Origin of the sequence: Streptomyces sp. NBC_00203, assembly GCF_045206325.1 — a bacterium.
Lineage (GTDB): Bacteria > Actinomycetota > Actinomycetes > Streptomycetales > Streptomycetaceae > Streptomyces > Streptomyces lutosisoli.
The window spans coordinates 644,510-666,012 of record NZ_CP108126.1; the positions used below are offsets into that span (position 1 = coordinate 644,510).

Below are 21,503 nucleotides of genomic sequence, written 5' to 3' on the forward strand. Positions count from 1 at the left end.
CGTGCACGGGCCTGCCCGGCGCCCCGGTCACCTCGTGCTCGACGTGGCCACCACGGTGAGCTCCGGCTCGGCCCGAGGTGTCAGGCGGCCCGAGCGGGCCAGCAGGCCGACACATCCGGCACAGAGCGCGCCCGTCAACGCGAGCGCCCACCACGTCAACTCCGGGTGCCCCTCGCGTTCGGCGGCGTCCCAGAGGGCGCCCGTGATCAGGTTTCCCAGAGTGATGCCGAGTCCGGAGACGGTGTTGTACAGGCCGTAGTGGGTGGCGACCAGCCGCCCGCCGGCGAGCGAGACGACGGTGTCCATCTCGAACGGACAGACCACGGCCGTGCCCAGTCCGAGCAGGGTGACCGTCGCGAACAGGGGTGCCAGAGCCGTCAGCCGGCCGATGGCACCGGTGTCTGCGGTCACCGCTCCGGTGTCGAGGAGCATCGGCAGGAAGGCGGCACCCATGAGCGCGATGCCGTGGACGATGGCGCGACGCGCGGTCCATCGCGCCCGCACCCATGCCGTGATCTTCATCTGTCCGGCCACGGCCACCCCGGCGGAGACCGCGAACAGGGCCGTGGTCACCGCGTCGCCGCTGTCCGGGGCGACCCGGTGCGCCTGCAGCGGCAGCGCGAGGTAGACCTGGAAGGACAGGACGTACGAGCCGATCATGGCGGCGGAGAAGAGCAGGAAGGGCCGGTTGCGGACGACGGTGCGCCAGTCGGCGAGCAGGCCGCCGGGTTCCGCCGTCGAGCTTCCCACGCGGTCGGGCAGCATGCGGAACTGAATGACCGTCAGGGCGAGGAACAGCAGCGCGGCGACGGAGCAGACCAGACCGAAGTCGGCGGACAGCAGGGCGAGTCCGACCAGCGGGCCGACGAACATCCCTGCCTGGTAGAAGACGTTGAACGTCGCGAACGCCTCCACTCTCCGCTCCCCCACCTCCTGCGCGAGACAGGCGCGGACCGCCGGGTTGAACAGGGCTCCGGCGAACCCCGTCAACGCCGAGGCCACGACGAGCGCCGGCAGCGAGTCCACGAACCCCAGCAGGCCGAATCCGACGGTCCGGAGTCCGCATCCGGCCATGATCATGGGCTTGTGGCCGAGCCGGTCGGCGAGCGTGCCACCGACCAGGAACATCCCCTGCTGGGTGAAGTTGCGTACCCCCAGCACCAGGCCGACCGCCCAGGCGGCCATCCCCAGCCCGTCCGCGAGATGAACGGCGAGATAGGGCATCAGCATGTAGAAGGCGGTGTTGATGGTGAACTGCTGAACCATCAGCAGCCGGACGCATCCGTTGAACGAACGGAACTGCTCGGCGAGTGACTTCATCGCGCCGCCCCTTCCGTCCCGACGGGTGCGGTGACGCCGGCGCAACGGGTCCAGCGCTCGACCGTACGCTCGCCGGGGTGCGCGATCTCGTCCGGCTCGGCGGCCGGGAGACGGCGGAGGAGGTCGTGGGTCCGGCAGTAGTCGTCGCTGTAGACCGTGTCCCAGTAGCGGTGCACACCGTCGGGGAAGACCGCCGCGATACGGGTGCGCGCGGGCTCCGTACGGGCCAGCCAGTTCGCCACCAGCGCCACCGCGCCGACGCTCCATCCGCCGCTGGCATAGTGGCCGCGGGCCAGTTCACGGCAGGTCCACACCGCCTCGCCGGGAGCGACCCAGTGGACCTCCGCGAAGGCCGCGTGGTCGACGTTGCCCGGATGGATGCTGCTGCCGAGGCCCCGCATCAGGCGCGGGCCCGCCGGCTGGCCGAAGACGGTCGAGTGCACCGAGTCGACGCCGACGAGTCTGAGCTCCGGGTGGAAGGCGCGCAGGGTGCGGGCGATACCCGCAGAGTGTCCGCCGGTGCCGACCGCGGCCACGAGGACGTCGATCCGGCCGAGCTGGACGGTGAGTTCGAGGGCGAGCGGGGCGTAGGCGGCGACGTTGTCGGGGTTGTTGTACTGATCGGGGCACCAGGCCGAGGGCGTACGGGCGAGCAACTCGCCGACCCGTTGCCGGCGGGCCTCCTGCCAGCCTCCCACCGGGTGCGGCTCGGTGACGACGTCCACCTGCGCGCCGAGGGCGCGGAGCTGGTGCGCCATCAGTGGCTCCAGGCCGGGGTCGGTGACCAGAGTGACCGGGTGGCCATAGGTGATCCCGGCCAGCGCCAGGCCCAGGCCGAGGGTGCCACTGGTGGACTCGATGACCGGGGCGCAGGGCGCGAGGTCGCCGCGCTCGCGCGCCGCGGAGACCATGTGCAGCGCCGGACGGTCCTTGATGCCGCCGGGGTTGGAGCCTTCGAGTTTGGCCCAGAAACCCCGTCCCGCGGGGTTGAAGGGTTCGCCGATCCACAGGACGGGGGTGTTGCCGACCAGACCGGCGGGTGACCGGCGCGGTGCGCCGAGCGGGTCGGGGAGTTCATGTGCTGCGAGGAAGGAGGAGATGTCGCGCGAGGAGATCCTGCGCAGGGCCGTGCTCATGTCGTGGTCCTTCCGCGGCCCGCGATGAGGCCGCGTGTCTGTGCCGTACGGGGAGGTGTGCCGGACACCCGGCGGGCGTGCCGGGCGGGCGACGTCACGTACGGCTGACGCAGACGAGTCGCAGCAGTCGGGGGCCGACGAGGGACGGTCCGTCGGAGGTGTCTCGTCCCCCGGGTGGGCCGCCGGATGTCGCCGGGTCCTCCCCGCGTCGGCGGAGCACGAGCAGGGCGAGCAGCGACAAGGTCAGCAGCAGGGTCCCTGCCGGCGCGCGTACGTTCGCGGTCCAGCGGGCCGGGTCGCAGCAGGTGGCGCCGTGTCCTGGGCCGTCGTCGCCTTCGCCGTTCGCCGCGCAGTCCGATGCGCCGGAGAACCGCAGCGGGTCGTCGGCGCCGGACTCCGCGTGCGCCGAGGGCGCGGCCGCCGCAGGGTGGGTGTGGCTCGCGGCCGCATGCGCGGCACACGCCACGACGTGGGCCATGAGCAGCAGAGCCAGGCCCACGAGGAGTGCGAGGGTCGGCTTGCGCGACGCCGTGCGGCCGACCGGTTCCTGCGGCATGTGACTGATCGTAAGCGGAACGTCACGGCGCGGGCGTATTAACGCTCTTCCGGTTAACGCCCTTCCGGGTGAAGCGGCCCGGTGCCGGTTGACCTGACACCAATGCCCGCCGCCGCACGACCACTCCGCCTTCGGTACTGTCGCAGAGCAACATCCGGAGCGATCGCAGGCGGAGACCCCAGAGTGCGTGTGAGCCGAAACGTACGAACAGGAGCGGCCCTCGGGCACCTGCTGCTCGTCGTGGTGCTGGCGCTGGGCGTGTTCGTCATGCACACCGTGGGACACCCCGACAACTCCTCCGGCTCCGGGATGAGCGCCACGTCCCAGGCGTCGACGATGTACGCGTCGTCCGCGGCGCACGACCCCATGGGGGCTCCGGCGGCCCCGGATCAGGGTCACGCGCAGGATCCCGCGCACACGTCGTCCTCGCACGAGCCCGCCATGGCGATGGACATGCTCTCGCTGTGCATGGCGGTGCTGGTCACCGCGTGGGTGCTCGCCGCGCTCCTGCGCATGGCGTTCTCCCGCCGCCCCGACTGGCTGGCGAACCTCCTCGCCGAGGCCCCGGTCATGCTGCGGCCCAACCCTCCGCCACGCGGCCCCGATCTCACCCGGTTGTCGGTCCTGCGGCTTTAGGCCGAACCGCCCTCGCGGACGCGCACCCCTGCGCCGTCCCGCGATGACGCGTACGCCAGAACAGCCAAAGACCCACCACACGAGGTGAATTGACGATGACCACCTTCACGCGCGCTCTGCGCCGCAGGTCCGCCCGCCGCATCGCGGCCATGGGTGTCGTAGCCGCCGGAGCACTGCTGCTGGCCGCCTGCGGCGACAACGGCCACGACATGAGCGGCATGGACCACGGCAGCGGCAGGAGTTCGGCGACAGCCACCGCCGAGGCCGGGGACTTCAACGACGCGGACGTCACCTTCGCGCAGATGATGCTCCCGCACCACCAGCAGGCCGTGGAGATGGCCCGGCTGGCCGACGGCCGGGCTTCCGACACGGAGATCAAGGACCTGGCCGGCACGATCGAGAAGGCCCAGGACCCCGAGATCACCACCATGACGGGCTGGCTGAACTCCTGGGGCAAGCCCGCCGCGGCGGGGTCCATGGCCGGGATGGACATGGGCGGCGACGGCATGATGTCGGACAAGGACATGAAGGAACTCAAGGCCATGAAGGGCACCGAGTTCGACAAGATGTTCGCCCAGATGATGATCGACCACCACAACGGCGCGATCGACATGGCCAGGACCGAGCAGAAGAGCGGCCGGAACACCGACGCCCAGACGATGGCCGACGGCATCGTCAAGGGCCAGTCCGCCGAGGTCAAGCAGCTCCAGGGCATCCTCGACCGGCTCTGATCCGCGGCTCGCGTGACCGCTCGGACTCCGTCAGGGGCCCGGGCGGTCACGCCCTCGGCCTCGTCTCCGGGGCGAGGCGGCGAAGCTTCGACATGACCCATCCGAACCCCGCCGCCGGCCGCGTATTCACCACCATGGCGCGGAGCGCCGCGATGGCTGGTCGCGGCGGGGCCGGGCGATGCTCACACCGGCCGGTTCTGCTGTTCGATGTACTGCTTGACGACCGAGAGCCGGGGCGCCGCCGACGGTGCCGGCGAAGGAGGATCCGGCCCAGAGCTTGTTGGCCCGCCAGTAGTGGCGTGCCAGGTCGGGGAATTCCTGGCGCAGTCGGCGGGAGGAGACGCCCTTGAGGGAGTTGACGAGTTTGGTGACGGCGACCTTGGGCGGGAAGTTCACCAGGAGGTGGACGTGGTTGTCCCCACCGTTGAACTCCACCAGCTCGCACTCGAAGTCCGCGCACACTGACCGCATGATCTCCTCCATGCGTGCCAGATGATCGTCCGTGAACACTTTGTGCCGGAACTTGGTCACGAAGACCAAGTGCACATGCATCGCGAAAACACTGTGCCGACCAGTTCTGATCTTCTGCATCTCACCCATAACCCAAATATGTATCGTGGCCGTCATGCAGCTTCGGTACAGCTTCCGCCTGTACCCGGACTCCGGCCAACACGCCGCGCTGGCGCGGGCGTTCGGGTGCGCCCGCGTCGTGTTCAACGACGCCGTGCGCGCCCGCGAACACGCCCGCACAGCGGGCGAGGCCTTCCCGGCGGTCGGCGAGTTGTCCAAGAAGTTGATCACCGCTGCGAAGCAGACCGCTTCACGGGCCTGGCTGGGTGAGGTCTCCTCGGTGGTGCTCCAGCAGGCGCTGCGCGATGTGGAGGCCGCTTACCGGAACTTCTTCGCCTCCCTCAAGGGCCAGCGGCAGGGCGCGAAGATGGGTGCGCCCCGGTTCAAGTCCCGCAAGGACAGGCGGCAGTCGATCCGCTTCACGGCCAACGCCCGCTGGTCGATCACCGATTCCGGGCGGCTGAACCTGCCGAAGATCGGGGCGGTGAAGGTGAAGTGGTCACGGACTCTACCCTCCCAGCCCTCTTCGGTCACCGTGATCAAGGACGCGGCCGGGCGGTACTTCGCCTCCTTCGTCATCGACACCAACCCGGCCGCCGACACCAACCCGGCCGCCGACGCCACCCGGATGCCCGACACCGACCAGACCATCGGCATCGACCTGGGGCTCACCCACTTCGCCGTCCTGTCCGACGGCACGAAGATCGACTCCCCCAGGTTTCTGCGCCGCGCGGAGAAGAAACTCAAGAGAAGCCAGCGGGAGTTGTCCCGCAAGCAGAAAGGCAGCAAGAACCGCGAGAAGGCCCGCCTGAAGGTCGCCCGCACCCACGCGAAGGTGACCGACGCGCGCAAAGAATTCCACCACCAGCTCTCCACGAAGCTGATCCGCGACAACCAAGCGATCGGCGTGGAAGACCTGGCGGTCAAAGGACTCGCGCGCACCAGACTGGCCAAGAGTGTCCACGACGCCGGATGGTCGGCGTTCGTGACCATGCTGGAGTACAAGGCGGCCCGGTACGGCCGGACTGTGGTGAAGATCGGCCGGTTCACACCGACCAGCCAGACCTGCTCGGCGTGCGGGGCCAAGGACGGACCCAAGCCCCTGCACGTACGGTCATGGACCTGTGCTGCCTGCGGTGCGGTCCATGACCGGGACCACAACGCCGCGATCAACGTCAAAACGGCCGCCGGACTGGCGGTTACAGCCTGCGGAGCGCCGGTCAGACCAGGACTCGTCCCGGCACAGCGCGAAGAAACAGGAAGCCACGGATCCCCGCCCGAACCCCGTGCCGCGTAGCGGCACAGCAACGGACGAGAAGGCCGGAATCCTCGGGCTTCAGCCCGAGGAGCAAGTCAAAACAAGTTCATCGAGCACACCTGGCAGCTCTACTTCGTGGGCCTGCTCTTCGGCCTGGGCTTCGACACCGCCACCCAGGTCGGCGCGCTGGGCCTCGCGGCGGGCTCGGCCGCGGACGGCACCCTGCCGCCGCTCGCCATCATCGCGCTGCCGCTGATCTTCGCCGCGGGAATGAGCCTGATGGACACCACGGACGGCGTCTTCATGGCGAAGGCGTACGAGTGGTCGTTCTCCAACCCCGTCCGCAAGATCTACTACAACCTCACCATGACGGGGCTGTCGATCTTCGTCGCGTTCGTGGTCGGCACGGTGGAACTGGTCTCCCTGCTGGCGGACCGGTTCGGAGCGGCCGATCGACGGCCCTGGTCATGGCTCACCGGCATCGACCTCAACACCATCGGCATCGTCATCGTGGTCACCTTCCTGGTGACCTGGATCGGCGCTGTCTCCCTGTGGAAATTGCGCCGGTTCGACGAGCGGTATCCGGTGCCCCAGGGAGCCATGGAGCAGTAGGGCCGCCTTGAATCGGCGTCAGCGGGCCCTGGAGATCCTGTTTCGCCGTACGACGAAACGGCCCAGGCCCGTCAGGACGGTGACCTTCAGCAGGACGACCGCCAGGACGACGCCCACGGCCCATCCCGTCCACCGCCAGTTCGCGAGCAGGACTCCGCCCAGCCCGAGGTGTACGGCGACGGCGAGCACGCCGACCGCCACGAGGGCCGCCGTCCTGGCGCGCGGATGGCGTCGTACGACCTCTCCTCGCGTCGCCGGAGCCGCGCCGACGGCGTTGTCGTCGGCCGGCTCCACAGCGGGTTCGGGCTCTTCCCAGGCCACCGTCAGCTCCTCACGCCTGCCGAACCTCTCGACGTGCCCGGCGACTAGGTCCTGGAGCCGCCGCAGGTTCTCCTCGTCGACGGCTTCGACGTGTGCGGTCAGCGCGCCCGGTTCGGCCCGCAGCTCGCACCGGCCCCAGGGAAGGCGGACGCTCCCCCGCGTCTCGGACCATTCGACCTGCGCCTGGGCTGCCACCGCCCGCATCTCGTACAGCGCCTGCGCGTCTTCGCCGTTGTGGCCGCGCGGCCGGTGGCTCAAGTGCCGCCCCTTGTTGTCGAAGTGCTTGCAGAGCTGCACGAGATACCGGCTCGGACGCTCGGCCTCGACACGGGCTTCGGCGGTCAGCATGGTGTTCCCTTCTCCGCGCGGGCGGTGAGGTGCCGCCCCGCGGAGGATCGGATCCGGGTGAGGGCGACCAGCCAGGCCTGGATGCCTGCCGGGTCGGTGGTGATGTCGAGCGTGGCCGGTTCGATCGAGTCGATGCGCCATCCGTCGGCGAACGCGGCCTCGATCTCGCCGCGCGTCAGCCGGTGCACGTGTCCCCACTCGCCCGGCTGCCGGTCGCTGAAGGCGAGGATGAAGCAGCGGCCGCCCACCGGCAGTACGGACCGCAGGCCGTCGACGTAGGCGGCGCGATCGTCGCCGTCGAAGATGTGGAAGAGCCCGCAGTCGAGCACGGTGTCGAACCGCTCGTGCAGATCGGCCAGTCGACGCGCGTCGTGGAGCATGAACCGTGCCGGGCGGCCTCGCTCGCGCGCCTTCGCTTCGGCCACGCGCAGGGCGTTGGAAGCGAGGTCGACGCCTGTCGCGTCCAGACCGAGACCCGCGGCCAGCAGCGCGTGCTCACCGGTTCCGCAGCCCACGTCCAGCACCCGGCCGCGGAGAGCACCGGCCTCGGCGAGGGCGAGAAGCGCCGGCTGAGGGCGGCCGATGTCCCACGGCGGCGGACTGGCGTACAGGTCCTCGGGCCTGCGCGAGGTCCCGGGATCGTAGCGAGGGTGAGGGGTCGAGCCGGCCATGGTCGTGTCCTTCCCTCGCCGCGACGGTCCGGATTCCCGGTGCCGACTTCAGCTTTATCGAGACACTGTGTCGCTGTCAACCCACTCTGTCTCGCCATCGTCGGGTCGTACACTGGGGCGGTGCCGAAGCTGTGGAACGAGACGATCGACGCGCACCGGGCGGCGGTGCGCACCGCGGTCATGGACACCACCGCGGCGCTGGTCGCCGAGCACGGACTGGCGTCGGTGACGATGTCCCAGATCGCCAAGGAGTCCGGCATCGGCCGGGCGACGCTGTACAAGTACTTTCCGGATGCCGAAGCGATCCTGCTCGCCTGGCACGAGCGGCAGATCGGCGGCCACCTCGATCTCCTCGTCGAGGCCCGGGACCGGGCCGTCGGCCCCGGTGGACGGCTCAAGGCCGTGCTGGAGGCGTTCGCCGTCATCTCCCACGAGTCCCGCCGGCACCATGACACCGACCTCTCGGCGTTCCTGCACCGGGATCAGCACGTCGCTGAGGCACAGCAGCGACTCCACGGCATGGTCCGGGATCTGGTGGCCGAGGGCGTTCGCGCCGGCGAGCTCCGCGACGACATCGCCCCCGGCGAGCTCGCCACCTACTGCCTCCACGCCCTCACCGCGGCCGGCGACCTGCCCTCGAAGGCGGCGGTCCGGCGGCTCGTCACCGTCACCCTGGCCGGAATGCGTCCTGACGACACTCCTTGAGCCGGGCATGTCCGGTTTCCCGCACCCATGGTTCCCCGTCGAGCGCGGTGCGGTCAGGCGACGTCAGTGCACATGCGGCCCCCCGGTCATCCGAGGCCTCCCGCGCGGTACGAGCAGCAGCGCGACCCCGGCCGCGACGGCGGCCGCGACCGCGCTGAGCGTGAACGCGTCCCTGAAGCCGTCGACGGCGCCATGCTCGATACCCGCGGCCGCGATGGTGGACATGACAGCCACGCCGATCGAACCACCCACCTCGTGGAAGGTGCTGACAACACCCGAGGCGAGCCCGGCCTCCTCGTGCGCGACCATGGCCAGCGCCGTGGTCGTGGCGGTGACGAAAGCCGCGCCGATGCCGAGCGAGGCGACAGCGAGGCCCGGCAGCAGGTCGGCGTACACGCTGCCGTCGCCTGACAGCCAAGCCAGCGGCACGGTCCCTGCCGCCGCGACCAGCATGCCGCCCACGGCGGTCGGCCTGCTGCCGATCCTGCCGACGAGCCGGGATCCGAGATGGGCGCCGAGTGCGGTGGCCACGGCCACGGGCAGGAACACGAGCCCGGTCTTGAGCGGGCTGAAACCGCGTCCGTGCTGGAGGTAGACCGAACCGAGGAAGAAGCAGGCGATCAGCAGCGCCGTGGCGATCAGCATCAGGAACGCACCCGCCACGACGGGACGGCGGGTGAGCATCCGCAGGTCCATCAGCGGAGCTCGACTGGATCGCTCGACCACGACGAACGCTCCGTACAGGAGGGCCGCCCCGAGCAGCGGCAGCAGCGCTGCGGCTCCGCTCCAGCCGGCGTCACCCGCCTTGACCAAGCCGTAGATGAGTGATCCGGTGCCCACGGTGACCAGCAGCGCGCCGGGCAGGTCCAGCCGGGCGGGCTGCGGCGGGCGGGACGGAAGAACGGCGGGCAGTGCGGCCAGGGCGAGAATCCCGATGGGCACGTTGATGTAGAAGACCCATCGCCAGCCCGGGCCGTCGGTCAGCACTCCGCCGAGCAGCACGCCGATCGCCGAGCCGGTACCGCCGATCGCCGCCCAGACGCCGAGCGCCTTGTTGCGCTCCGGGCCGTGGAAGGCGGTGGTGACGATCGAGAGGGCGGAGGGAGACAGCAAGGCGGCTCCCACGCCCTGGAGTATCCGCCCGCCCAGCAGCATGGGCACGCCCGTCGCGAGCCCCGTGATCAGGGACGCCGCGGTGAAGACGGCGAGCCCGGCGAGCACGGTGCGATGGGCGCCGAGCGCGTCGGCGAGCCGGCCGCCGAGCAGCATCAGCCCGCCGAAGCACAGGGTGTAGGCGGTGACCACCCAGGTCAGCGTCTCCCGGCCGAGGTCAAGGTCGGCGGCCATGTCGGGCAGGGCGACGTTCACGACGGTGACGTCGAGGATGAGCATGAACTGAGCCAGGCAGAGCAGCGCGAGCATCACCCAACGGCGCGAATCGGCCGTTTGAGGGGATCCGGACGCGCACTCCGCACCGACAGTGCTGTGCGTCATGACGACTCTCCAGGTGTGACAGACAGAGGGCTCCGCACGAGCCCCACCACATGAACTGTACGGCCCAGTTCATATGAACTCAACCGTTCAGTTCACTACCCGGTAGACTTGCCGCATGAGCACGAAGGACGTCAAGCAGCCACCGGCCGGACCACGCGCCGAGGCCAAGCGGCAGGCCATCGTCACAGCGGCCCGGGAGCTCTTCCTGCGTGAGGGCTTCGACGTCAGCGTCGACGTCATCGCCGCCGAAGCGGGCGTGTCCAAGGTGACCGTCTACAACCACTTCGGCAGCAAGGAAGCCCTGTTCATCGGGGTCATCAAGGACTCACTCGACGCACCGCTCGGTGTCACCCCGGTGACCGCCATCGACCACCTCGCCGACGCGGAGGACCTCCGCGAGGCCCTGGTCGCCACTGCCCGTGCCTGGGTGGACGGCATCCGCACCAACCCGGACATCCTCGCGCTGCGCAACGTCGTCGGCCGGGAGCTGCACCGGTTCCCCGAACTCGGCGAGGCCTGGCGGCACGGCAGTACCGAGCACCACCACCCCGCCGTCGCGGGGGCGCTCAGGAAGTTGACCGAACAGGGCCGACTCGACATCTCCGACTTCGATGTGGCCACCCTTCAGCTCTACTCGCTGCTGCTCTATCCCCACATGGTCTTCAGCGCCTACGGCACCGACATCGACGACAGCCTCACCGACCGTCTGATCGCCGGCGGCGTCGACATGTTCTTGAGCCACTACGCTCCGCGCCGCACCTGGTCGTAACGAGCTGCCCCAGTGCTCAACGGCGGCGCCACCAACGTCGTTTCCGCTGGGCCTGGAGAACCTTGAGGTTGTCGGCGGCGACAGGGTTGCCGTCTGATTATCCGTTGACCGCTGGTTGAGGCAGTGGCCGGCAGGACGTCAGGCGTCCGAGGTCGACCGCGTCGGCCATCGCCTGCATTCCCTTGTCGTTGGGGTGCAGGTGATCGCCGCCGTCGAAGAACGGCAGGACCAGTTGCGGGTCGTACGGACTGCGTGTGATCTTGTCGAAATCCGTCACGGCGTCGAGTGCGCCGCTGTTCCTGATCCAGTCGTTGACGCCCTGGCGCACGGCCTCGGAGGCGGCGTCGTACTCGTACCAGCCCTTGAACGGCATGACGGTCGCGCCGACGACACACTTGCCCGCCGCGTGCGCCCGGTCGATGATCTGCTGATAGCCGGCGATCATGTCGTCCACCGTGACGCCGGAGTGGGCCTTGATGTCGTTGATGCCTTCGAACAGGAACACCGTGCTGACCCCGGGCTGGGAGAGCACATCACGCTGCAGCCTGTTCAGCGCGGCCTCCCCGGCGCCGTCCGCGAGCACCTTGTTGCCCGAGATGCCTTCGTTCGCCACTCCCTTCACGGTGCTGCCGGACGCGGCCTGGAGCCGCCGGGAGAGATAGTCGGGCCAGCGGCGGTTCTCGTCCGTGGTCGAGGCCCATCCGTCGGTGATGGAGTCGCCGAGGGTCACCACCGAGCTGACCGCCGTGGACGTCTCCACGTCGACGGCGTCGAGCCAGTACCAGGAGCCCATCGGATCGGTCCAGTTGGCCGCGCCCTCCTCGGCGGCATGGTTGCCCGCGGTCGCGTAGTTGGTCTGCATGGCCATGCCGTGACCGGTCGTCGGTCCCTGGGCGCCCGTCACGTACAGGCTGATGACGAGATTGCTCTGGGCGGCCAGCTTCCCGGGCAGCGGATCGCTCCGCACGGTCTCGCCGGCCGGGACGGTGACGGACGCCGCTCCGCCGAAGGACAGGGGGCGGTTGGAGCCGTGGACCAGCGCCGCACCCTGCTTCTGCAGCCCGGCGTACGCGCTCGCGAAGGTCACCGGGTGGTCGCCGAAGGCGTTGGACAGCCGGATACGCATGTTCGTGCCGCCGACGCTGGTACGCACGATCAACCGGTAGCTGCGGTCGGCGGGCCCGGCACCCTGCCGGTCGGCACTGGCGCCCCACGTGACGACGGAGTGCTTGCCCTTCGCGGCGGCCGGGGTCGCCACCGTGCCCGTCGGGGCCTGCGACAACGGCTGCGCCTGTGCTGGGGACTGCGCCTGTGCCGCCGACGAGGCGGCCAGGGGTCCACAGACCGCCAGGACCAGTGCTGAGACGACGCCCACCGCGGGGCGCCGGTACCAGGCGGCCCTCATCCCAGGTTCCGCAGCGTGACGGACTCACCGGGCTTGAGGCTGATCTTCCGCGAGGCGCCGCCCGCGACGACGGTCGCGGCGCTGCCGCCGACGCTCTTCAGCGTCGCCCGGTTGACCTTGCCGTTCCTCCAGCTGAGGTCGGCGACGAAGCCTCCGCGACGCCCACGCCGGACACCGAGCCGGAGGCCGCCCAGGCGGCGGGCAGCGCGGGCAGCAGCTCGATGTGTCCGGGCCGTGAGTAGACCAGCATCTCGACGATCGCCGCGGGGGTGCCGAAGTTCGCTTCGATCTGGAAGATGCCGCGGCCCGTCTCGACCTCGTAGATGTCGAAGAGGTTCATCGCACTGCCGTTGCTGCCGTTGACCGACGGCTTCAGGTTGTTGACGACCAGTTGGTACGCCTTCTCCGCGTTCTTCAGCCGCGCCCAGCACAGGCTGCGCCAGGCGTTGGCCCAGCCGAAGCTGTTCATACCGCGCGCGGTGAGGAGGGCGGTCGCGCCGTCGAGGATGTCCTTCGGCGTGGAGTCGTCCGGGCGGATCCGGTCGCCGGGGAAGAGCCCGATGAGCGGGGAGAGGTGCCGGTGCGTGGTCTCGCCAAGGTTGTCGGGCGACATCCACTCCTCCAGCCAGCCGGTCTTGGGGCTGACCACGGGCAGGTACAGGCGCTCGCGCAGACCGTCGACGGTCTTGCGGTAGGCGGCGTCCTTGGCGAGCACCTCGGCCGCCGTGTGGAAATCGCCGAAGAGGTTCCACACCAGTTCCTGGGCATAGGTGATGCCCTTGGCGTCCAGCGGACCCTGTTCGGGCGACCAGTCGCTGTCGGCGATCAGAACCTCGCGCGGGGCCCCGGACGCGTCGGTGACGGTCGTGGTGATCAGCCGGGCCTCCCAGAACTCCACGGCGCCCTTGAGGAGGGGGTAGACCTTCTTGAGGTAGGCGCGGTCCTGGGTGTACTCGTAGTGCTCGAACAGGCTCTGGCAGAGCCAGGCGTTGCCGGCCGGGTGCCACCACCAGCCGCCACCGCCATAGGGGTTGGTGGAGATGGCCACGGTCCAGCCGGCGATCTTGCCGCTGGAGTTGCGGTATCTGTTGGTGGAGTCGTTGAACAGCCGCTGGGTGACGTCCGTCCAGTCGGGCAGCTGCGCGAGGCAGTAGTCCGTGAAGGCGTCGAAGCAGTCGGACAGGCCCGCCCGGTCGGCCATCCAGTAGTTCATCTGGATATTGATGTCGGTGTGGTAGTCGGCCATCCAGTCCGGGTCGTTGCCGTCCAGCCACGGGCCCTGGAGGCCCATCGGCAGGCTGCCCCGCGATCCGGAGATCATCAGATAGCGGCCGAACTGCAGGTAGGCGGCCTCCAGTTCCGGGTCGGGGACGTCGTCCCGGTGGCGCGCCTGCACCCGTTCCCAGGTGTCCAGTTCGCGCTGCGCGGCGGACGACGTGCCGAGGTTGATGTCCAGCTGTCCGAACACGGCGCGGAAGTCGGCGACGTGCGTGTGCAGCAGCGTGCTCGCCGAGTGGCCGGCCGCGCCCAGGACCTTGGTCCTGGCGAGGCGCTGCGGGTCCACGGAGGGGTCGCGGAACTTCGCGGCCGCGTCGGAAGCGTAGTTGGTGCCACCACTGACGACGACGGTGAGGTCCTTGCAGCCGCTGAAGGAGACCGACGAACCGTCGACGCGGACCCTGCCGGTGCTGCTGTAGGCGGTGACGGCGGCGCCGTACTTCAGGCCGTTGGCGAGGGAGGCGCCGAACGACGCGTACCGGCCGGCGCTGTTGGCGGTGGTGGACTCGCCGTGGGTGCCGGCGAGGGAGACGGTGCCGGTGTAGGAGCCGCCGCCCTGCTGGGAGAAGTACAGGACGATGGCGTCGTCGGGGCGGCTCGCGAAGATCTGCCGCCGGTACGTCACGCCGGAGATGTCGTACGAGGTGCTGACCAGGCCCTGGGCCAGGTCGAGGGTACGCCGGTAGTTGTTGACGTTGCCCAGGTCGTGATCCGGGATGGCGACGGTGAGCTTGGCGAGCAGCGTCAGGGAGCCGAAGTCGTCGCGGCCGTAGGGGAACTGGCCGTCGCTCTGCAGCTTGTCGTTGAGATCGCCGGTCCACAGGGTGGCGTCGGTGATCATCAGCAGTTCATTGGAGGGGTCGTTGCTCGCGAGCGCCCCGAGGCGACCGTTACCGACGGGCAGCCCCTGCTCGATCATCGAGGGGGAGGAGCCGGGAGCCTGCCACCACAGCTGGTTCTTCGCGGCGTCGGCCGCGGACAGCAGGGGCGACTCGGTGGGGCGCAGGGGGGTCGCCGAGGCGGTGAAGGCGGGCAGACCGCCCAGCGCGGTGGCCGCGCCGGCAACGGCGGCGAGAGCGAGGAAACCTCTGCGGTTGGTTCTGTCGTCTCGTGGTTCGGTGTGCTGGATGTCCACTGTCGTGCACTCCATATCCGGGGAACGGCTCGTGCCGAAGGGGCCCGAGCAGAAACGGCTCGTGCAGAAATGACGGCTGCGGGCCGTCGGCGTTGGACCGGTCCCGTGGGGCCCGGGTCGTGACACCGGGCCCCACGGGAGCGGGGTGGACGGACCGAGAGAGGTCAGACAGATTGCGGGACGACGATCCTGTCGATGTCGGGTGCGTATCCGCTGCCGCTGTCGAAGGTGATGGTGTTGGAGCCCGCCTTCAGTGCCAGCTGGAGGCTGACGGTCTCGGCCGTGCTCCAGTCGCCCGTGGAGGGGAACTTCAGGCTGGTGCCGTTGCCGCTGTTGGAGAGGACGGTCACCGAGCGGGGGTCGCCGCTGACATAGGCGACCTTGACGGTGTAGATCCCGTCCTTCTTCGCCGTGATGTCGTTGAACCGCAGCTTGCCGCCGGAGTAGAGGTTGCCGACCTTCTTGCCACCGGAGCAGGCGTCGCATCCGGCGACAGAGGCGTTGCCTGACAGGGTGTTGGCCGCGGCCTCGGCCTCGTAGCCCGTGGTCGTCAGCGTGCTGCCGCCGGGATTGACGGTGAACAACCGCGAGCCGTGCGCGGGCAGAGCCTCGGTGATCTTGTTCCTGTAGGTCCCGAGGTTCGCCTTGTTCCACAGGTCGCGCACGGAGGCGTTGCCGGTGAATCCGAAGGACGCCCAGTCGGCGGTGACGGAGGCCGGCGAGTCGCCGAGGTTGAACAGGGCGACGGTGTAGCTGCCGTCGGCGTTCTTGGTGCCCCAGACCTGCTGGTCGCCCACCGGGGTGACCGGACGCGCCACGGGCGAGGCGTTCTGGTCGACGGCGATGACTTCCTTGTTGGTCAGCAGGGATACGCCGTAGCTGTCCAGCTTGGTGAGGTCGTCACCGGTGAACAGCGGCGACTTGTTGATGGCCCACAGGGTCATGTAGCTCTGCCGCTCGGCCTTGGTGAGGCCGTCCATCTCGCCGTTGCCGACGTCGATGCTGTCCAGGTCGTTCCAGCCGCCCGGGCCCGCTTTGCGGCTCCACGCGGGGGCGTCGTCCCACCGGTCGTCGACCGAATTCTCCCAGCTGACAAGGGTGTTGCAGTAGCACTCGACGTCGGTGTCTATGCGCCAGCCGTTGGAGTACTGCTTCCAGTCGGCGGCGTGGCCGATGTCGAGCGACCAGGAGAGCTCGAGATGGATCGGGCGTCCGGCGGCGGCGATGGCCTTCTGCCAAGCGGCGACATCGGCGACGTTGTCGTAGTTGTCACCGGACTTGAACGAGCCCGGGCCCACACCGTCCAGCTTGAGGAAGTCGTAGCCCCAGTCGGCGAACATCTGCGCCTGGGAGTCGATGTACTTCTGCGCACAGGAGTTGTCGAAGTCCAGCTTGTAGGCGCTGTCCCAGCCATTGGTGGTGCGCAGGTCCGGGTAGACGATGTCGGCGGTGGTGCAGCCGGGGGCATTCCAGACGGGCACCTTGCCGTCGCCGTACGCCCCCTTCTCCAGGCCGGCGGGCAGGTAGATGCCGGCCTTGAGGCCCTTGGAGTGGATGTGGTCGGCGACCGACTTCATGCCGTGGGGGAAGCGGACCGGGTCGGGTGTCTGCCGGCCGTACTGGTCGAACCCCGACTTCCAGTTCTTGTCCATCCACCAGCCGGCATCGATGTTGACATGGTCGTAGCCGTACTGCTTCAGCTTGGCGGAGAGGGCGTCCGTCTGCTTCAGGACGTTCGCCTCGGTGAGGTAGCTGTAGTCGCCGTCCGGGTTGAGGCCCGGGTATTTCGACGACTGCATGCTCCAGCTCGACCAGCCCATGTACGGCTTGGCCGCGATCGGTGCGGCGGCGGTGTCCTTCTCAGTGGAATTGGTGTCGGCCTGGGCGGCCGGGACGGTCGTCGCGACGCCCGCGGTGAGGGCGAGGACCAGCACGGCTCTCAGGGCGCGGATGGGCATGACGGAGTACGAGGGTGACCGCATGGGTCGGACCTCCAGGGACGGTGTCAGCGGGGGCGGTGAAGGCGGGGGCGGCGAGCGCCCCGGCCTTCCGGCGGCTCAGCCCTTGCCCGAGCCGATGGTGAGTCCGCTGATGAACTGGCGCTGGAGCGCGAAGTACACCAGCAGCGTGGGGATCGCGGTCATCAGCGCACCGGCCGCGATGAGGTTGGGGTTGGTGAAGTACGCACCCTGGAGGTTGGCCAGGGCTGAGGTGATGGGGCGCTTGTCGCCGGACTCGATGAGTGCGAGCGGCCAGAAGAAGTCGTTGTAGATCCAGATCGACTCGAGCGTCGCGAGGGCGGCGAACGCCGGTCGGCACAACGGCAGGATGATCTGGAAGAACTGCCGCCAGACGGGAGCGCCGTCGACGAGCGCGGCCTCGGAGATCTCCCGGGGAATCGTCTTCATGTAGTTGCTGAGGACGAAGGTGCAGAACCCGCACTGGTAGGCGATGTGGATCGCGATGATGCCCCAGGCCGAGTTGTAGAGGAGGAGGGAGTCGCTCATCCACTGCGGAAGCGGGAGCAGGAGGTAGAGGCGGTACAGCGGGGTGATGAGGACCTGCGCCGGAAGCAGGTTGCCCGCGGTGAACAGCATCAGCAGGACGATGTTCCAGCGGAAGTCGAAACGGGTGACGAAGAAGGCGACGGCCGCCGAGAAGAGGAGCGTGCCGAGGACCGACGGGACGGTGATGAGGACGGAGTTCCAGAAGAAGTGCGGCATCCCGGACTGCTGCCAGGCGTCCGTGAAGTTGCCGAGGCTCAGGCTGTGCGGCCAGGAGAGATAGCCGTGCTTCGCCGTGTCCGAGTAGGGGCGCAGCGAGGTGTACACGGCCCAGAGGAGCGGGACGAGCCAGAGGAAGGCGATGCCGGCCAGCATCAGATGGCGGCCCGTCTGGCGGCGGGGTCCCGCGGGGGTCTGCCGTGTCCGGGGCTCCCGCGTTCGGGAGGCGGGCCGCGTCGCCGTCGTGGTCACTGGTCCTCCTTGCGGACGGTCTGGACGAGGAACGTCCCGATGGCGGCCAGGGAGACCAGGAGCAGGACAACGGCGAGGGCGGAGCCGTAACCGATGTGGCTGGACTCGCCGATGATGTTGTCGGTGATGAGGAGGGACAGCAGCTCCATGCCGGGCTTGCTGCCGACGCCGCCGCCGAGGACGTAGACGATGTCGAAGGCCCGCAGGGACTCCATGACGGTGACGACCAGGATGATGATGTTGACCGGTTTGAGGGCGGGGAAGACGACGCGCAGGAAGGTCTGGCGGCCGTTCGCGCCGTCGAGCGCGGCGGCTTCCTTGAGCGCCGGGTCGAAGCCCTTCAGTCCGGCCAGATAGAGGATCATGATGTAGCCGGTGTGCCGCCATCCCGAAGCCACCAGTACGGCCCACAGGTTGAGGTCGGGATTGCCGAGCCAGTCGATGTGGTGGCCCGAACCGGCCGCGTTCAGGATGCCGTTGAGGAGTCCGGTGTCCGGGTTGTAGATGATCTCCCAGATGAAACCGACGACGGCCAGGGAGAGCACCATCGGCAGGAAGATCGCGGTCTGGTAGATCCTGGTGAAGCGGATCTTCCGGTCGAGTTGATAGGCGAGGAAGATGCCGAACGGGGTGGGCAGCAGCGCCGTGAACAGCAGCCAGATCACGTTGTGCCGGACCGCGGGCCAGAACGGCGGGTAGTTGGTGAAGATCTGCTGGTAGTTGTCCAGGCCGGTCCAGTGGATGTCGGCCAGGTCGATGCCGTCCCAGGTGGTGAAGGAGAGTCCCAGGGAAGCCAGTGCGGGCAGCCAGACGAAGAAGAGCAGGGCGGCGAGCGGGATGCCGATGACGACGGTGAGGAAGAGCCGGTCGCCGGGGCCGAGTCGGCGGGCGCGGGAGCGTTTGGGCGTGCCGGGCGTGACGGGGGCGGAGGACACGTGGGGGCGACCTTTCCGGTCCTGGTCAGGCAGTGAAGAAGCGTGAGCGCTGGGACTCGATCTTCTTCAGCGTTCCCGAGCCGTCGTCGGGGTGGCCGAGCCACTGGGTCAGGCCGGGGAGGACCACGGTGGAGATGAAGCCGGGGTCGCTGTCGCGGTCCGCGAACTGGCTGATGTGCCGGGCGGAGGCGATGAGGTCCGCGGACTTCTTCTGGAGTGCGTTGTACGAGCCGGTGTCGGCCTGTTCGTTGACGGCGAGGTTGCTCGGGTCGACGCCCATGTACGACTCCTCGGCGTGGGCGCCGCCGAGGAACTCCAGGAGCTTCTTGGCGCCGTCCTCGTTCTTGGGCCGGCGGCTGAGCATGAAGCCGTCGGTGGGGGCTTCGACGGCGTCCTGGCCGTGGGCGGCCTCGATCTCGGGGAAGGGGAAGAAGTCGATGTCGGCGCGTATCTTCTCGTCGGTGATCTGCTGGCCGAGGAAGAGCCCGATGACGGCCATGCCGGACTTCTTGTCGAGCAGGGACTGGGCGGCGTCCTGCCAGGAGCGGCCGCCGGCGCTCGGCTGGTAGTAGGGGGCCAGCTCACGCCACAGGTCGAGGACGGCGACGGTGCGCTTGTCGGTCCAGGAGACCTTGCCGCGCATCAGGGACATGTGGAAGTCGTAGCCGTTGGCCCTGAGGTCGAGGTAGTCGAAGGCGCCGAGGATGCTCCAGCTGTCGCCGCCGCCGTATCCGGAGGCGATCGGGGCGAGGCCGTCCTTCTTCATGCGCTTGGCGAGCGCGATGAACTCGCTCCACCTCTGCGGGACTTGGTAGCCGCGCTCCTTGAAGAGGCTCTTTCGGTAGAACACGGCCCACGGGTAGTTGTACAGCGGCACGAAGTAGAACTTGCCGTCCTCGCCCCGCGAGAGCTGCTTGGTGGCGTCACTGAAGCCGGCACCGATCTTGTCCCATACGTCGTCGAGGGGGCTGCAGAGCTTCTTCTGGGCGAAGTACTGCATGCGGTAGCCCGCGAACCAGGTGAAGACGTCGTCCGGGGTGCCTTGAAGATAGGTGGAGATGCTCTTCTGGAAGGTGTCGTGGTCGACGGTGTTCGTCTTCACCTTCAGCCCGCTGTCCTTGGCGAATGCCTCGGTCACCGCGGCGTAGGCCTTCTTGGGGGTGGCGTCGGCGCCGTTGGATCCGAAGGTCACCGTCTTCGGGTCGGCGCCCGCTCCGCCACCGCAGGCGCTCAGGACGGGCGCCCCCAGTGCGGCCGCGCCGAGTCCGAACAACCCGCCGACCACTCTGCGCCGGCCGGGTCCCCGCGCAGCCAGGTGATCGCGGCTCTGCTGCGTCATCGTTACTCCTCGTGCGTGCGGTTACGTGTCTGATCTGATGAAGGACTGGATCGCGGTGGCCGCGGCCCCGCGCGCCCACTCCTCGAAGGGCAGTGGGCGGGTTCGCACATCGCACCGCGCGGCCGATCCGAAGGCGGCCGCGGTGAACGCGTCGCGGATCTGCTCGGCGAACAGGTCGTAGGCGGCGAGGCCCTCGCCGGAGATGATCACTCGCTCGGGGCCGAGCAGGTTGGCCACGGTCGCGATGCCCCGCCCGATCGCCTCCCCCGCCCGCGCGTACACCTCGCGCGCTCCGGGGTCACCGTCATGCGCCAGCTCCAAGGCCTCGGCTGCGTCGGCCACTTGTACGCCGGTGACCTCCCGGATCCGGCCGACGATCGCCGAGTCCGCGGCGATCGCCTCCACGCAGCCGCGGTTGCCGCAGTGACACAGGGGCCCGGCCGGGTCGATGGCGACGTGCCCGATCTCGCCGGCCACGCCGTGCGCGCCCGATACGACCTGCCCGTGCACCACCAGGCCGCAGCCGATGCCCGCGCCGACGGTCACCACCGCGAAGTCGGACAGTCCCACTCCGGCGCCGAACCACTGCTCGGCGACGGTCAGCGCCCGGACGTCGTTGTCGACGGTGACCGGCAACCCGGTGGTCATCGCGGCCAGTTCGGCGAGCGGTACGTCGCGCCACTCCAGGAACGGCGAGTAGCGCACCACTCCGGCCGCGCGGTCCACATCGCCGGACACCGCGATGCCCAGTCCCTGGACCGGCACCCCGAAGCCGTCGGCCTCGGTCAGCAGCTCCTGGACGAGCGCCGCGGTCAAGGCCAGCACCGCCCTGGGATCGTGGGTCGTGAGCGGCATGTGCCGGGCGACCCTGATACGGCAGCACAAGTCGGTGAGCACGGCGATCAGTTCGTCGCCCGTCATCTTGACGCCGATGAACAGTGCCCTCCCGCCGTCGACCCGCACCGGGTTGGCGGGCCGCCCGAGGGACGGCTGCCGCGCGTCCTCGTCGGCGTCCTCCAGGAGGTATCCGGCCTCGATGAGGGGCCGGACCGCCTTGGTGACCGCCGCCGCCGACAGCCGCGTCCGTCCGGCTATCTCCGAGCGGGTGAGCGGGCCGTGCGACAGCACGGTGGTGAAGATCTGAGCGGCGGCCGGTGTGTGGGCCGGGAACGCCTCGGTGCGAGAGGTCGAGCGCATGGCCGGAACCTAAGTCCCTTATTTTCTGCTGTCAATGAAAGAAGCAGGATTATCTTGAGAGCCGCCTTTGAGGGTTCAGTGACCTGCAAATGACAGATGGAGATGGGGTGTT

Annotated in this window: 18 protein-coding genes and 2 pseudogenes; 6 read left to right on the plus strand and 14 right to left on the minus strand. The window is 69.1% G+C overall.

Going from position 1 to position 21,503, the window contains the following annotated elements; genetic code table 11:
* Positions 1–27: 27 nt before the first annotated feature.
* The 3 genes from OG975_RS03195 to OG975_RS03205 form a co-directional block, all read right to left on the minus strand.
* Entirely contained in the window at positions 28–1,320 is a 1,293-nt protein-coding gene (locus OG975_RS03195; RefSeq protein ID WP_406327228.1) for an MDR family MFS transporter, read from the minus strand.
* Entirely contained in the window at positions 1,317–2,456 is a 1,140-nt protein-coding gene (locus OG975_RS03200) for a PLP-dependent cysteine synthase family protein (protein ID WP_406327230.1), read from the minus strand. Before OG975_RS03200 ends, OG975_RS03195 begins: the two co-directional genes overlap by 4 nt.
* Positions 2,457–2,550: 94 nt before the next feature.
* Positions 2,551–3,012, minus strand: coding sequence for a hypothetical protein (locus OG975_RS03205; RefSeq protein ID WP_406327231.1), 462 nt, complete (start codon positions 3,010–3,012; stop codon positions 2,551–2,553).
* Positions 3,013–3,195: 183 nt separating this feature from the next.
* On the opposite strand from OG975_RS03205, the gene OG975_RS03210 reads away from it, so the two are divergent.
* Both OG975_RS03210 and OG975_RS03215 read left to right on the plus strand, forming a co-directional pair.
* Positions 3,196–3,648, plus strand: coding sequence for a DUF6153 family protein (locus OG975_RS03210; RefSeq protein ID WP_406327233.1), 453 nt, complete (start codon positions 3,196–3,198; stop codon positions 3,646–3,648).
* A 95-nt stretch (positions 3,649–3,743) separates the two neighbouring features.
* Positions 3,744–4,379: a DUF305 domain-containing protein gene (locus OG975_RS03215; protein WP_406327235.1), complete on the plus strand. Its 636-nt coding sequence runs from the start codon at positions 3,744–3,746 to the stop codon at positions 4,377–4,379.
* Positions 4,380–4,561: 182 nt separating this feature from the next.
* Here the strand turns inward: OG975_RS03215 and tnpA are convergent.
* Positions 4,562–4,979, minus strand: a pseudogene (gene tnpA, locus OG975_RS03220) (IS200/IS605 family transposase).
* Between the two features lie 25 nt (positions 4,980–5,004).
* On the opposite strand from tnpA, the gene OG975_RS03225 reads away from it, so the two are divergent.
* Positions 5,005–6,246, plus strand: coding sequence for an RNA-guided endonuclease InsQ/TnpB family protein (locus OG975_RS03225; protein ID WP_406327236.1), 1,242 nt, complete (start codon positions 5,005–5,007; stop codon positions 6,244–6,246).
* Between the two features lie 96 nt (positions 6,247–6,342).
* A complete protein-coding gene (locus tag OG975_RS03230; protein WP_406327238.1) occupies positions 6,343–6,819 on the plus strand; it encodes a hypothetical protein in 477 nt (158 codons plus the stop codon).
* Between the two features lie 18 nt (positions 6,820–6,837).
* Here the strand turns inward: OG975_RS03230 and OG975_RS03235 are convergent, their stop codons facing one another.
* Both OG975_RS03235 and OG975_RS03240 read right to left on the minus strand, forming a co-directional pair.
* Positions 6,838–7,488, minus strand: a complete 651-nt coding sequence (locus tag OG975_RS03235; RefSeq protein WP_406327240.1) for a DUF2218 domain-containing protein — start codon at positions 7,486–7,488, stop codon at positions 6,838–6,840.
* The gene (locus tag OG975_RS03240; RefSeq protein ID WP_406327241.1) at positions 7,482–8,159 is read right to left on the minus strand and encodes a class I SAM-dependent methyltransferase; all 678 of its coding nucleotides are present in this window, start codon (positions 8,157–8,159) and stop codon (positions 7,482–7,484) included. The genes OG975_RS03235 and OG975_RS03240 overlap by 7 nt, the downstream gene beginning before the upstream one ends.
* Positions 8,160–8,279: 120 nt before the next feature.
* On the opposite strand from OG975_RS03240, the gene OG975_RS03245 reads away from it, so the two are divergent.
* Positions 8,280–8,864 carry a TetR/AcrR family transcriptional regulator gene (locus tag OG975_RS03245; protein WP_406327243.1) on the plus strand — a complete coding sequence of 195 codons (585 nt, stop codon included), beginning with the start codon at positions 8,280–8,282 and terminating at the stop codon, positions 8,862–8,864.
* A gap of 63 nt (positions 8,865–8,927) precedes the next feature.
* Here the strand turns inward: OG975_RS03245 and OG975_RS03250 are convergent, their stop codons facing one another.
* Positions 8,928–10,358, minus strand: coding sequence for an MFS transporter (locus tag OG975_RS03250; RefSeq protein ID WP_406327244.1), 1,431 nt, complete (start codon positions 10,356–10,358; stop codon positions 8,928–8,930).
* A 115-nt stretch (positions 10,359–10,473) separates the two neighbouring features.
* Here OG975_RS03250 and OG975_RS03255 point away from each other — a divergent pair, with 115 nt between their 5' ends.
* On the plus strand, positions 10,474–11,127 hold the full coding sequence (locus tag OG975_RS03255) for a TetR/AcrR family transcriptional regulator (RefSeq protein ID WP_406327246.1): 654 nt from the start codon (positions 10,474–10,476) through the stop codon (positions 11,125–11,127).
* A 97-nt stretch (positions 11,128–11,224) separates the two neighbouring features.
* Here OG975_RS03255 and OG975_RS03260 read toward each other — a convergent pair whose 3' ends face one another.
* The 7 genes and pseudogenes from OG975_RS03260 to OG975_RS03290 form a co-directional block, all read right to left on the minus strand.
* Positions 11,225–12,532 (minus strand): SGNH/GDSL hydrolase family protein, encoded by a 1,308-nt coding sequence (locus OG975_RS03260; protein ID WP_406327247.1) that lies wholly within the window; start codon positions 12,530–12,532, stop codon positions 11,225–11,227.
* Positions 12,529–14,960: pseudogene (locus OG975_RS03265) on the minus strand (glycosyl hydrolase family 95 catalytic domain-containing protein). Before OG975_RS03265 ends, OG975_RS03260 begins: the two are co-directional and overlap by 4 nt.
* Before the next feature lie 149 nt (positions 14,961–15,109).
* A complete protein-coding gene (locus OG975_RS03270) occupies positions 15,110–16,927 on the minus strand; it encodes an alpha-galactosidase D (protein ID WP_406327249.1) in 1,818 nt (605 codons plus the stop codon).
* 75 nt (positions 16,928–17,002) lie between these two features.
* Complete coding sequence (locus OG975_RS03275; RefSeq protein ID WP_406327251.1) at positions 17,003–17,920, minus strand: carbohydrate ABC transporter permease; 918 nt, start codon at positions 17,918–17,920, stop codon at positions 17,003–17,005.
* Positions 17,917–18,855: a carbohydrate ABC transporter permease gene (locus tag OG975_RS03280; protein ID WP_406327253.1), complete on the minus strand. Its 939-nt coding sequence runs from the start codon at positions 18,853–18,855 to the stop codon at positions 17,917–17,919. The genes OG975_RS03275 and OG975_RS03280 overlap by 4 nt, the downstream gene beginning before the upstream one ends.
* 25 nt (positions 18,856–18,880) lie before the next feature.
* Positions 18,881–20,194, minus strand: a complete 1,314-nt coding sequence (locus tag OG975_RS03285) for an ABC transporter substrate-binding protein (protein ID WP_406327255.1) — start codon at positions 20,192–20,194, stop codon at positions 18,881–18,883.
* A 21-nt stretch (positions 20,195–20,215) separates the two neighbouring features.
* Positions 20,216–21,391 carry an ROK family protein gene (locus OG975_RS03290; protein WP_406327257.1) on the minus strand — a complete coding sequence of 392 codons (1,176 nt, stop codon included), beginning with the start codon at positions 21,389–21,391 and terminating at the stop codon, positions 20,216–20,218.
* Positions 21,392–21,503 lie beyond the last annotated feature (112 nt).

What these genes read in the sequence shown, in the direction of transcription:
- OG975_RS03215 (WP_406327235.1), top strand. Translation starts at nt 3,744, where the DNA reads ATGACCACCTTCACGCGCGCTCTGCGCCGCAGGTCCGCCCGCCGCATC.
- OG975_RS03195 (WP_406327228.1), bottom strand. Translation starts at nt 1,320, where the DNA reads ATGAAGTCACTCGCCGAGCAGTTCCGTTCGTTCAACGGATGCGTCCGG.
- OG975_RS03205 (WP_406327231.1), bottom strand. Translation starts at nt 3,012, where the DNA reads ATGCCGCAGGAACCGGTCGGCCGCACGGCGTCGCGCAAGCCGACCCTC.
- OG975_RS03235 (WP_406327240.1), bottom strand. Translation starts at nt 7,488, where the DNA reads ATGCTGACCGCCGAAGCCCGTGTCGAGGCCGAGCGTCCGAGCCGGTAT.
- OG975_RS03255 (WP_406327246.1), top strand. Translation starts at nt 10,474, where the DNA reads ATGAGCACGAAGGACGTCAAGCAGCCACCGGCCGGACCACGCGCCGAG.
- OG975_RS03285 (WP_406327255.1), bottom strand. Translation starts at nt 20,194, where the DNA reads ATGACGCAGCAGAGCCGCGATCACCTGGCTGCGCGGGGACCCGGCCGG.
- OG975_RS03240 (WP_406327241.1), bottom strand. Translation starts at nt 8,159, where the DNA reads ATGGCCGGCTCGACCCCTCACCCTCGCTACGATCCCGGGACCTCGCGC.
- OG975_RS03250 (WP_406327244.1), bottom strand. Translation starts at nt 10,358, where the DNA reads ATGACGCACAGCACTGTCGGTGCGGAGTGCGCGTCCGGATCCCCTCAA.
- OG975_RS03200 (WP_406327230.1), bottom strand. Translation starts at nt 2,456, where the DNA reads ATGAGCACGGCCCTGCGCAGGATCTCCTCGCGCGACATCTCCTCCTTC.
- OG975_RS03260 (WP_406327247.1), bottom strand. Translation starts at nt 12,532, where the DNA reads ATGAGGGCCGCCTGGTACCGGCGCCCCGCGGTGGGCGTCGTCTCAGCA.
- OG975_RS03225 (WP_406327236.1), top strand. Translation starts at nt 5,005, where the DNA reads ATGCAGCTTCGGTACAGCTTCCGCCTGTACCCGGACTCCGGCCAACAC.
- OG975_RS03270 (WP_406327249.1), bottom strand. Translation starts at nt 16,927, where the DNA reads ATGCGGTCACCCTCGTACTCCGTCATGCCCATCCGCGCCCTGAGAGCC.
- OG975_RS03290 (WP_406327257.1), bottom strand. Translation starts at nt 21,391, where the DNA reads ATGCGCTCGACCTCTCGCACCGAGGCGTTCCCGGCCCACACACCGGCC.